At 55.5% G+C, this 11,591-nt stretch carries 11 protein-coding genes; 4 read left to right on the forward strand and 7 right to left on the reverse strand.

The features are described from left to right. The first annotated feature begins 247 nt into the window (after window positions 1-247). Together ppk1 and H9S92_RS22290 are read left to right on the forward strand one after the other, a co-directional pair. Window positions 248-2,350 (forward strand): polyphosphate kinase 1, encoded by a 2,103-nt coding sequence (gene ppk1, locus H9S92_RS13465; protein WP_187467229.1) that lies wholly within the window; start codon window positions 248-250, stop codon window positions 2,348-2,350. Window positions 2,351-2,691: 341 nt separating this feature from the next. Beyond that, window positions 2,692-3,441 carry a hypothetical protein gene (locus H9S92_RS22290; RefSeq protein ID WP_246463856.1) on the forward strand — a complete coding sequence of 250 codons (750 nt, stop codon included), beginning with the start codon at window positions 2,692-2,694 and terminating at the stop codon, window positions 3,439-3,441. Window positions 3,442-3,653: 212 nt separating this feature from the next. On the opposite strand, the gene H9S92_RS13475 is transcribed toward H9S92_RS22290, so the two are convergent. From H9S92_RS13475 to H9S92_RS13505, 7 genes are all read right to left on the reverse strand, one after another. Next, window positions 3,654-4,217 carry a hypothetical protein gene (locus tag H9S92_RS13475; RefSeq protein ID WP_187467231.1) on the reverse strand — a complete coding sequence of 188 codons (564 nt, stop codon included), beginning with the start codon at window positions 4,215-4,217 and terminating at the stop codon, window positions 3,654-3,656. Between the two features lie 32 nt (window positions 4,218-4,249). Further along, entirely contained in the window at window positions 4,250-4,846 is a 597-nt protein-coding gene (locus H9S92_RS13480; protein ID WP_187467232.1) for a hypothetical protein, read from the reverse strand. Between the two features lie 49 nt (window positions 4,847-4,895). After that, entirely contained in the window at window positions 4,896-5,561 is a 666-nt protein-coding gene (locus H9S92_RS13485) for a beta/alpha barrel domain-containing protein (protein WP_187467233.1), read from the reverse strand. A gap of 425 nt (window positions 5,562-5,986) precedes the next feature. Beyond that, on the reverse strand, window positions 5,987-7,024 hold the full coding sequence (locus tag H9S92_RS13490) for a sugar kinase (protein WP_187467234.1): 1,038 nt from the start codon (window positions 7,022-7,024) through the stop codon (window positions 5,987-5,989). A 196-nt stretch (window positions 7,025-7,220) separates the two neighbouring features. Next, window positions 7,221-7,685, reverse strand: a complete 465-nt coding sequence (locus tag H9S92_RS13495; protein ID WP_187467235.1) for a VOC family protein — start codon at window positions 7,683-7,685, stop codon at window positions 7,221-7,223. 32 nt (window positions 7,686-7,717) lie between these two features. After that, window positions 7,718-8,602 (reverse strand): alpha/beta hydrolase family protein, encoded by an 885-nt coding sequence (locus H9S92_RS13500; protein WP_187467236.1) that lies wholly within the window; start codon window positions 8,600-8,602, stop codon window positions 7,718-7,720. 113 nt (window positions 8,603-8,715) lie between these two features. Continuing rightward, window positions 8,716-9,414: a deoxynucleoside kinase gene (locus H9S92_RS13505; RefSeq protein ID WP_406612185.1), complete on the reverse strand. Its 699-nt coding sequence runs from the start codon at window positions 9,412-9,414 to the stop codon at window positions 8,716-8,718. Here H9S92_RS13505 and folK point away from each other — a divergent pair. Beyond that, entirely contained in the window at window positions 9,413-9,868 is a 456-nt protein-coding gene (folK, locus tag H9S92_RS13510; protein ID WP_187467237.1) for a 2-amino-4-hydroxy-6-hydroxymethyldihydropteridine diphosphokinase, read from the forward strand. The genes H9S92_RS13505 and folK overlap by 2 nt on opposite strands. A gap of 423 nt (window positions 9,869-10,291) precedes the next feature. Beyond that, window positions 10,292-11,548: an IS4 family transposase gene (locus tag H9S92_RS13515; RefSeq protein WP_187465081.1), complete on the forward strand. Its 1,257-nt coding sequence runs from the start codon at window positions 10,292-10,294 to the stop codon at window positions 11,546-11,548. Window positions 11,549-11,591 lie beyond the last annotated feature (43 nt).

Genomic DNA, 11,591 nt, shown 5'->3' on the forward strand with positions numbered 1-11,591 from the left:
GGCGCTCTCCGCACCCTTGCGGCGGAGGGAAGTTTTTTTGGTGTGGGCGCGGCCGCAGGTGCAGGGGAATGGACAAAAGAAAAGGCGGCCAGGCCTGGACTTCCCTTGCTCTTCCAGGTGGTCGGTACACACGAGGCAGGGGGACGGAGGTGGAGGCTTCCCGGCCTGTCTTCCGGCAGTTAGGGAGGGATGCCTTACCTTGCACCTGCGTGCGCGCCCAAGCGAGCCGCCCCCAAGTATTACCGGTATGCCCACCTCTTCTACTCCTCCCCTGTTGCCCCGCGATATCAGCTGGCTGGCCTTCAACCACCGGGTGCTGCAAGAAGCCCAGGACGAGTCGCTGCCCCTGTTTGAACGCATCAAGTTCTTGGCCATCTACAGCTCGAACCTCGATGAGTTTTTTCGCGTCCGCATGGCCAACCACCGCAATTTGCTGCGGGTCGGCAAAAAGACCAAAAAAGAGCTCGACATCAGCCCCAAACAGACGGTCCGCACCATCCAGCGCATCGTCAACCGCCACCAGGAGGAGTTCAGCCACATTTTTGAAAACAAGATCATCCCCCAGCTGGCCCGCAACGGCATTTTCCTGAAGCGTCGCCTGGATATGACCCCGGAAGACCGGGAATTTGTGGAAAATTACTTCCGCGAAAACATGCTCCCCTACGTCCAGCCGGTGCTGCTGGTCAAGGACATGGTACGGCCGTTTTTGAACAACGCCCAGCTCTACCTCTCCATCTGGATGTTCGAAAAAGCGAGCGGCAAACCGGCCTACGCGATCGTGAAAATCCCCAGCGACCACCTGCCGCGCTTCATCGAGCTGCCCAGCCCCGATGGCCAGCACAACCTGATTATGCTGGACGACATCGTCCGCCACTCCGTGTCCTGGATGTTCCCTGGCTACCGGATTGAAGACACCTACAGCATCAAACTCACCCGCGATGCGGAGTTGTACATTGACGATGAATTCAGCGGCGATTTGTTGCAGAAGATCAAAGTCAGCCTGAACCGCCGCCACGTTGGGCCCGCCAGCCGCTTCGTTTACGACCGCACGATGGCCCAGGACCTGCGTCGCTACCTGATGGACTCTTTTGAGCTCAATTCCCTGGATATTCTCGCCGAGGGGCGCTACCACAACAACTTCGACTTTTTCAGCTTCCCGGATTTCGGGCTGACCAAGCTGAAGTACCCGCCGCAGCCGCCGCTCCCCTACCCTCCGCTGGAGGCGGCCGAAGATTTCTGGGGGGCCATCAGGGAGCGCGACCACCTGCTGCACGTGCCTTACCAGAGCTACGATTCGGTCGTCCGTTTCTTCGAGACCGCCGCCGAGGATCCCGCCGTTACCCACATCAAGATTGTGCAGTACCGCGTTGCGCGCCGCTCGCGGATCATGCAGGCGCTGATGCGGGCGGTGCAGGCCGGCAAGCGGGTCAGCGTATTCATTGAGGTCAAGGCCCGCTTTGACGAAGAGGCCAACCTCCGCTGGGGCGAAAAACTCGAAGAGGCCGGGGTACGGGTAAACTACAGCTTCCCCGGGGTCAAGGTACACTCCAAGCTGGCGCTCGTCCGCCGCGTCGAAGACGGGCAGGAGCGCATTTACAACTACCTGGCCACGGGTAATTTCCACGAAGACACCGCCAAGGTGTACAGCGACTTTGGTCTCTTCACCGCCGATGAACGGCTGACGGGGGAAGTGGCCCGCATCTTCAGCTTCCTGGAAAACATCCAGGAACCGGAGCAGGATTTTGAGCACCTCCTCGTGGGGCAGTTCAATCTCCGGACCGGACTCGAAGACCTCATCCGATTCGAAATCAAGGAAGCACAAGCCGGGCGTCCTTCGGGGATGCTCTTGAAGATGAACAGCCTGCAGGACCCGGAAATGGTGATGTTGCTGATCGAAGCCAGCCAGGCGGGCGTGAAGATTGACCTCATCATCCGCGGCATCTGCTGCCTGGTACCCGGCCGCAAGGGTTTTACCGAAAACATCCGGGGCATCAGCATCGTCGATCGCTACCTGGAGCACGCGCGGGTTTTCCACTTCCACCACGGCGGCGAAGAGCGCTTGTACCTCAGCTCCGCCGACTTCATGACGCGCAACCTCAGCTACCGCATCGAGACCACCTTCCCGATCTACGACCCGGCGATCAAGCGGAAGATCATAGAATACCTCCGCATCCAGCTGAGCGACAACACGAAGGCCCGCCTACTCAACGACCAGCAAAAGAACACTTATTTCCGGGGCGGCAGCCAGCTGAGCATCCGCAGCCAGGAAGAGACTTACCACCTCATCAAACGCGAACTCATTCGCGCAGAGGAGGAGCTGGCAGAGCGGGAGAAGGGGGAGGAGGCTTAATAAAAGAAGAAAAGCCCGGACGCCCGCAGGTACTACGCCGCAGCGTTTCGCATTTCGGGGGTTTTGGCTGGTGGGTGGTGAGCGTCTGATCTGGTGTTTATTAACTTGAGGGCTTGGCATTTAAGGAAACAAAACGGACGCCCGCAGGTCCTACGCCGAAGAGTTTCGCATTTCGGTGGTGTTGGCTGGTGGGCGTTGGACGCTACGGGGTCCTAGACTCATCGTTAATTCAAGGGCTAAATTTCAAGGAAATTGGTCCAGAGTGCAAGGTCGCGGTTGTCGTGTGCCTCTATAAATTTTTGTTTGCCTCCGAAAAGTGCAATATGTAGGCGGGAATCAATTTGGAAAATTTCTTCGTGGGTGGCAATTTTCTGGTAGGAAGTCCACGGGTACTGCTTAAAATCTCCGGCGATCCTGTGCTTTGTGGAATTAAGGTGCAGATACACAATACAATTGCGCAAGTAAGCTCGGTCTTTAATTTCTACCCTTTCAAAGCCTTTCTCGAAAAGGCTGCCTTTTCGCTGGTATCGGTGGTTATAGTATTTTGCGTAAGCGTTCTGAAGATGACCGAAGGTGTTCCCAATAGTGTGGATGTTGGCTTTGAACTTTGGAAGAATATCCTGTTCTTTTTTAGTCTGTACTATCAGATGGAAATGGTTGGGCATCAGTGCATAAGCAATCACGAAACCAATCTCGTGGATATATCTAAAAAGAAAGTGCAGAAATTTTTCGTAGTCTTTGCTGTCTTGAAATATAAACTGGTAGTCATTTCCCCGATTGAGGATGTGATAAACCTTATTGGGCTCAACAACTATTCTTGGCTTCTCGGACATGGCTTAAAAGTATGCATTCTTTGCCTAATTTTTCCCCAGAACCCCACAGGACCTAGACCAACTAGCCTCCCCCTAGCGTGCCACCAACCCTGGAGCATGGCGGAAGGGCTTGGTGGTACCTGCGGGCGTCCGATCTGGTTTTTATTAACTCAAGGCTTAGCATTTAAAGAAAAAAACGAACGCCCGCAGGTACTACGCCGCAGAGTTTCGCATTTCGGTGGCGTTGGCTGGAGGGTGTCGGACGCTATGGGTTCCTAGACCAACCAGGACCCCGTAGCGTGCCGCCAAACACTGGAGCGCAGCGGAAGGGTTTGGTGGTACCTGCGGGCGTCCGATCTGGTTTTTATTATTTCGAGGGCTTAGCGTTTAAAGAAAAAGCCCGGACGCCCGCAGGTCCTACGCCGCAGCGTTTCGCATTTCGGGGGTTTTGGCTGGTGGGCGTTGGATCTGTTTTGTATTAAATCGAGGGCCTAATTCGCCACCAACCGCAAAGCCCAGTCATAGTTGATGGTGCCGACCAGCGAGTCGGTTACCGTGCGGGTGGTTTCCAGGCGGAAGACATTTTCGGTAAGCTCCAGCACTTCGAAGTTGGCGATGAGCGACTGATCGGGGCGCAGCAATTCGAAGCGGGTGGCGTCGAGATCGGCGCGGTAGAAATTGTCGTTGAAACCCGCCAGGATGCCGGGGTCCTGAGGATCCGGGCAACCGACGTTGCCGAAGATGATGCGCATCTGGCCGTTATCGAGGAAGAAGATCAGGTCGTCGCGGTCACAATCCTCCACCATCGTTTCGCGGGTAACTCGGAGGTCGTACTGGGCCTGGATGCTTTCGCGGGTGCGGCCGGTGGCGGCAATTTGTGCGTCGGAAAGTTGGGCGATGGCGCTGGCGGCCAGGCTTTCCAGGTTGCTTTCAACGGCATCGGCGCGCCAGCCGTCGGCCCGGCCAATGAAGGAAACCCGGCCGATGGTGTCGGGTTCACCGCAATTGCTGAGGCCAAGGACGAGGAGGGCAAAAACGAAAAAATATTTATTCATTGGGACAAGGAATTGCGGGGTAAACGGAAGGGTCAGGCCCGGGGCGGGGGAAGGTCTCTACTGCGCCGTTGAAAACGGATGGCCTCGGGGACGATGGCCAGGGCCAGGCCGCCGAGCAGGAGCAGCAGGTTCCAGTACCAGGCCATGGGTTGTTCGTAGAGTTGGAGGTACACGACATTGGGCCGCAGTTTGATACGCTGGGCAGTCCACTCGCCGACGGGGTTTTTCTTTTCCGTGGGCGGGCTGACGAGGCCCCTCAACGGGAGGTCGCTGGGGGGCAGGCAGCCGGGCGGGGTGGTACAATCAGGATCCTCGGTTTCCGTCCAGGCCACCAGGGATACGGCAACGGTTTCCCCCGCCGCCCAGGCCGCTTGCTGCCCGGCCGAAAAGACGGGGCGCAGGACGTAGTCTTTGTCCGTACTCCGCAGAGCCGGGCCTACGATGAAGGGGGTACCCAGCTGGGCGTTGGCTATTTCCACGAAGTCTGCGTCGCCCACTCCACTGCCTTCCACGGTTTCCAGAGGGATGGTCCGCAGGCGGTGGGTGCCGAATTGCTGGCTGACGAGGCTGTTGCAACCGGTGATCATCATTACGATGCCAGCGAACATGAGCAGGTAGCGAAAAATCATGGGGAGAGGCAGTTTCCGGTATTGGACCGCAAACTTACGGCATTAGCCACTATCCTCCCTGCCGTGCAGCCTTGACCATCCGTAAGGTTTCCGCGGCCAGGCGTTCGATGCCGGCGTAGTCTTCCGCCTTCAGCAGGTCGCTGCGCAGGAGCCCGGAGCCCATCCCCACGGCCACGGCCCCTTCGCCGAACCAGCGCCGGAGGTTCGCCGCCTCCAGGGAGACGCCGCCGGTGACCATGATGCTCGTCCAGGGCGAAGGTGCCAGCAAAGCCGAAATGAAGCCCGGAGCAACGGCGTTGCCGGGAAAGACTTTGACGATCTCCGCGCCCAGGCTCTCGGCGCGGGAAATCTCGCTGGGCGTGAAACAGCCCGGCATCCAGCCAATCTTGCGGCGGTTGCAGAGCGGGGCGATATCTTCGACGAGCATGGGACTGACGATGAAGTCGGCCCCCAGCTGAATGTACAGCGCCGCCGTAGGTGCATCCACGACCGAACCGACGCCCAGGGCCAGATCGGGGTAGTTGGCGCGACAGTGCTCGGCCAGCAGGTCGAAGACCTTGTGGGCCCCGACGCCGCGGTTGGTGAATTCGAAGGTGCGCAGGCCACCGGCGTAGACGGCGTCAATGACCTTGATGGCCTTGGCGGGGTCAGCGAGGTAGGCCAGGGGGACGATGGCTTGATCTAGAACGGTTTGGTAGACAGTGAGTCTTTGCATGGGGGGGGATTTGTGAGAAGGTGGGGGTTTTAAAGGGGCCATTGATCCCTCTCCCTCGGTCCCTCTCCACAGGAGAGGGATGCCCCACTCGACTTCATTTTAATGACAAGCCATGTTTATTTTGGCCCGTTTAACTTTCCTTACGCTACTAGGAAGGACGTTCTTCGCAGTAGAGAGTGGTGACCTACTCGATTACATTTAAACGACGGGCCGAGTTTATTTTGGCCCGTTTGCTTTTTACTACGGTACGAAGAAAGACGCTAATGGTCTAACCAGGTTTTAGCGATGAAGTACCTTAAAAAGCAAAGGGAGGGCACAAAGTACTTTTGGAGGAGGAATAGACACGCGCGTCGAAGAATGGGGCTGGCTTTAACGACGTCGCCATCACCTTGCACCTGCGGCCGCGCCCAAAGACTTGAAATGGGTTAGCGGCTGACGCGGCCACTGCCGTCGCCGCCCATGAGGGCGAGGACTTCGTCGACCGTAACGAGGTTGGCGTCGCCGAAGATGGAGTGTTTGAGCGCGGAGGCCGCCACGGCGAAGCGGAGGGCTTTGGCGTCGTCTTCGGGCCAGGTGAGGAGCGCGTAAATGAGGCCGCCCATGAAGCTGTCGCCGCCGCCGACGCGGTCGACGATGTGGCTGAGTTGGTAGGTGGGCGCGGTGAACATTTCCTGGCCGTCCCACATGACGCCCGACCAGGAATTGTGGCTGGCCGAGATGGAGCCGCGCAGGGTGGTGATCACTTTTTTGGCCTTCGGGAAGCGGGCCATGAGGGCCTTGCAAACGGGCAGGTAGGCCAGCGGATCCATGGTGTCGCCCTGGGTGACGTCGACGCTTTCGGGGTGGATATCGAAGTGCTTTTCGGCGTCTTCTTCGTTGCCGAGGATGATGTCGCAGTGCTCCACCAGGGCGGGCATGATTTCCTGGGGCGACTTCCCGTACTGCCACAGTTTTTTGCGGTAGTTGAGGTCTGTGGAAATGGTGATGCCCAGGCGGGAAGCGACTTGGCAGGCTTCGAGGCAGGCGTCGGCGGCCGTTTGGCTTAGGGCGGGAGTGATGCCCGTCCAGTGGAACCAATCTGCACCCTCGAAGACGCGTTCCCAGTCGATTTCCCCGGCCTGGAGGGTGGCCATGCCGGAGTGGTCGCGGTCGTAGACGACTTTGGAGCCGCGCTGCATGGCTCCCGTTTCGAGGAAGTAGATGCCAAGCCGCTCGCCGCCGCGGACGATGTGGCTGACGTCTACGCCCCGCCCGCGCAGGGCCATGAGGGCGCACTCGCCGAGGTCATTTTTTGGGAGGCGGGTGACGAAGCGGGCGTCCATCCCGAAATTGGCCAGGGTGACGGCAACGTTGCTTTCGCCGCCCCCGTAAACGACGTCGAAAGAATCGGCCTGGCTGAAACGTTTCCAGCCCGGGGGGCTGAGGCGGAGCATGATTTCTCCGAAAGTGACGATGCGTGGCAAGACGGTGTGATTTTGGTGGTGAAGGTAAGACGTTGGGAGGGGGGCGGGGCCCTTAATGCGTGAATGAGAGAATGCGTGACCGCCGTAGGCCGCAGCGTAAGCTAATGGGCTATCGCGAGGGATAGGCGAGACGGGACTTAGGGCGTGACCGCCTTAGGCAGCAGCGTAGCTCATGGTGTAAGCCGGGGGCCAAGGATCACTTCAGTTCTGAAAGTATCAATTTTGTCTGTAGCATGGTGTTCTTTATGGCTTTGTCCCGCACCAGGGGGTCCTCGCTGTGAATTAATTCAAAATATTCAATGGGGACCACTTGCCAGGATAAGCCGTATTTGTCTTTGCACCATCCGCAAGCACCTTCCGCTCCGCCGTCTCTGGTAAGGGCATCCCAAAAATAATCCGTTTCCGCCTGGTCTTTGGTGTTGATCACAAAAGAAACGGCTTCGTTGAATTTGAACAAGGGGCCAGCAGCTAAGATGCTGAACTCCATGCCGGCTATTTCAATTACGGCGGTTTCAATTCCCGTGTCGTTGCCACTTTCGTCGCTGCCGAACGTGCGAAAATCTTTCAGCTTACCGTCTTTGAAGATGGACAGGTAGTATTCGGCTACGGCCTTGGCATCTTTTTCTACCCACAAGTAAGGGGTGATTTTTTGTGTACTCATCGGTTTGGTTTTACTGTTTAGACTGGATTTATTTACAATTTACGCTTTTTCCGTAGGGTTTTTATCCAGTGGAGCGCTTTTTTGAGGGGTTGGGGGGATTCCGAAAATGCGGTGTTGTGACCTAACGCTGGAAACAAGTGGTGTTCGTAATCTTTACCCGAAGCTTTGAGCTGGTTTAAATGCTCGATGGATAGGTTAACGGGAACCTGAATGTCCTTCCCACCAAAAATCCAAAGTCCCGGAATGGTGAGTTTACTAAGTGCATCCTGTGGATCGATTGCTGCAAACTGGTACTTGTCGGGATCATTTTTAATGTGTTCGCGAGCATCTGCTTCGGTGTGGGCGTCCCAGAATTTTTCATCGCCGTTCGTGTAAAATTGAAACCTCAACTGCTCTAGTGTGGTGATGACTGGCCCACTGAAAATGAGCATGAATTTTACATCGCTATTTTTTTCGGCCGCCAGAGGAATTATCCATCCGGCCTGGCTAAAGCCGATGAGTCCAATTGGGATCTTTTTATTTTTCACATAGGGAAGCAATGTATTTATTGCCGCACTTGCGTCGTGAGACAATAGATGGAGGTTGGTCGAGTCAATATTATTGGTACCAACCGATGGTCCGACGTACACACCACCGGAAGCTCCCACGCCCCGTTTATCATAGGTCAATACCGCTATGCCTTCTTTTGCCAGAACCTTAGCGAATTCTATTTCCCTTTTTACGGGGTCAGACCCGTGAACTATTACTACTGCGGCAAAGGGCTTTTTAGGCATTACCATTGAGCCAGCTAGCGTGTCGCCCTGACTTTCAAATTTGACCTCTTGAATGGTGAAGTTGTTGGATTGAGCGAACGCTATTGCTGGGGATAGGGCTATGAATAGGCAGAGGGATAAATTACGGAAAAAGTTAAATCTCATATGGTGCAAATATTTAACATCTGTTTTAAACCTATCCAGAGGGCGGCGTTTTGAGGGGCGTACAAATCGACGGCCCACGCTGACACCACCGGCAATCACTCATCATCGCCCCCTCACACCCCCACCATAGTCATCCCCACCGGATACACCTCCCCCAACAACCCACTTATCCACTGGTAAAGCGCCTCATCCGTCGTGAAGTCCTGGTCGCCGAGGTCAAGGACGAGCACGGGAAAATCTTTCTGCCCCCGGAAATAACTGAAGTAGGCGGTCTGGACGGATTCCAGGTAATCGTCGCTGATGTCTTGTTCGTAGCTGCGGCCGCGCTTGGCGATGTGGGCCTGCAAAACCTCCACGGGCCGGTGGAGGTACACGATGAGGTCGGGGTTGGGAAAGCCCGCGTCCATGACCTTGAACAGCCGACTAAACAGGCGAAATTCCTCCTCCGAGAGCGAGTTGCGCGCAAAAAGCAGGGTCTTGATGAAGAGGTAATCCGCCACCACGCCGTTGGTGAAGAGGTCCGCTTGCGCCAGCTCGCTCTGCAACTGCTTATGGCGTTCGGCCATGAAAAACAGCTCGACGGGGAAGGCGTAGCGTTCCGGCTCCCGGTAAAAAGGCGGCAAAAAAGGATTGTCGCTGAATTCCTCCAGGATCAGCCGACGGTTGTGGTCTGCGGCCAAACGACTGGCCAGCGTGGTCTTGCCAGCGCCGATGTTGCCTTCAATGGCCAGAAAGGGGGGAAGCGAAGTTGCGATGGTGCGGGGTGTTTCGGAAGTCAGGTAGTACTTTCGGCAATGATACTGCTTGCCAATGAAATCTAAGCAACTAACCCTCGGTCTCGGCGCCAACCTCGGCGACCGTCACGCTACCCTCGCCCAGGCCCGCGAACTGCTCGTCGACCAATTTGGTCCCCTAATAGCCGCCTCCCAACTGCTCCAAACCGCCGCCTGGGGCCGTACCGACCAACCCGATTTCCTCAACCAGGTCATCATCATAAAATGGACGCCCCCCGCACACCTCCAGCGGGTGCCGGAGCAATTGCATTTTCTCCTCAACGGCATCCAGGCCACCGAAGCCCAGCTCGGGCGCACCCGCGATCTGCACTGGGGACCCCGCACCTGCGACGTAGACCTCATCTTCGTCGACGACCTCCGCTACGAAGACGAACGCATCAACCTCCCCCACCCCTGGTGGCGGGAACGGGACTTCGTCGGCGGCATCATCCACCGGGAACTCAGGGCGTTTTTGCCCTGGCCGGGGAGGTGAGGAAGAGTGAAAGATGAAAAAAGACTGGAGAAATCACCCCACACATACTACCCCTCCCCCAACCCCTCCCCATGTGGGAGGGGAGCCCAGAGGTTTACTGATCATTTCAAGAGATTTGATTTTGAAAGAAGGATTTCTTTAAAGACTTTTCGTTAGTCATAGCGATAAACGCCCACCTCGGCTGATGATAAGCGAATAAAAAAACACTCCGAAAAAAAGAAAAAAGACAAACGAGGTCACCCCTCTCCCATGGGGCTACTCTCCCTACACAAGTTTATTCGTTAAAACATCGCATATTTACCTCATGGAGATTCGTTTAAAAAAAGATTTGACAAGATCAGCTCGCTGATCCGTCTGAGCCTGACATGCGTTGTAAACCGCTTCGGCTCGAACAAGGCCGAGCAAGTAGCCACAGAACGGTTTATGAACAATGAAAATGTCACGCTGGAAGACTTGGGAGAGTTACTCTCAGCACCTTGTCACTTGCAAGACTTGGATCATGTCGTGTTGGTTCAAGACACCACGCAGTACAACTTCGAGGCACACCGAGGGCGGTTTTCGGCGGATGATGCCGATATTGGCGTTCTGGGGGATAACCGTTCGCTGGGTCTGTTCGTGCATCCGACCTTGGGCTTCGATGAGGCAACGGGGATTCCGTTTGGGATTACCGACTTAGCAATCTACCAGTTGCCAGAGGATCGGGAACTGAAAGCAAACAGGGGTTATACCAAGCAGCCCATCACCGAAAAGCATTCTTACCGTTGGATCAAGTCAATAGAGGATAGTGTGGCCAAGATGCCAAAGGTGAAAAACTTTACAGCCATTGCTGACCGGGAAGCCGATATGTATGAGCTCTTCGCCCACCCCTTTGATAGCCGGGTTAAGTTGTTGATCAGAAGTGCACAAAACCGTAAATTAGCCAATGGACAGTTGCTTCATGCCTATCTGGACGACCAGCCCTGGCAAGGGGAGTACGAGTTGGAAATCAAGGGCAATAAAAAACGGTGCGACCGCACCGCCCAGATGACCATCAGGTGGTCAACTGTAGAAGTTGTTTGTCCTTCTAGTTTACATCGGCTGAAAAAAGATCATCCAGCTACAATTTCCATACAGGCCATAGAAGTCAAAGAGATAGAAGCGGGGGAAAGGGCCGAAGGGGAAGAACCTCTCCACTGGTATCTGTACACTACTCATGAGGTAACAAACTTGGTGCAGGCACTTCAAGCTGTCGAGTGGTACGTCAAGCGTTGGTGGATAGAGGACTTCTTTCGCCTCACTAAAAGTCAGGGGTTCGAGCTGGAGAAAAGTCAATTTAGTAGTGGAATGGCACTCAAACGACTAATCTACTTGGTTTACGGGGAGGCAATCAAGGTGCTGGCGTTGCGACAAGGTCGAACACTAACCGTTTCAGATAGTGCCAGGCTCGTCTTTGATAATGTAGAACTCCTCTTGCTAAAAGCATTGCTCCCTAAACTGGAAGGACGTACGGCTAGCCAGGCCAACCAGAACCCTACCAATAGTATTGCTTGGGCTGTATGGATTATCGCCCGACTAGGAGGCTGGACACCAAGAAACATCAACGTGAGACCCCCAGGCGTGATCACATTGCTTAGCGGGCTAAAGATTTTCAAGCAACGACTCGAAGGGTTTAAATTGATCTACAGTCAAATATCACCCTAATTTCTAATGATTTTTGCCCCAAAACTTGTGTAGGGAGAGTAGC

Source organism: Neolewinella lacunae (assembly GCF_014349155.1).
In the GTDB taxonomy this organism is placed as follows: domain Bacteria; phylum Bacteroidota; class Bacteroidia; order Chitinophagales; family Saprospiraceae; genus Neolewinella; species Neolewinella lacunae.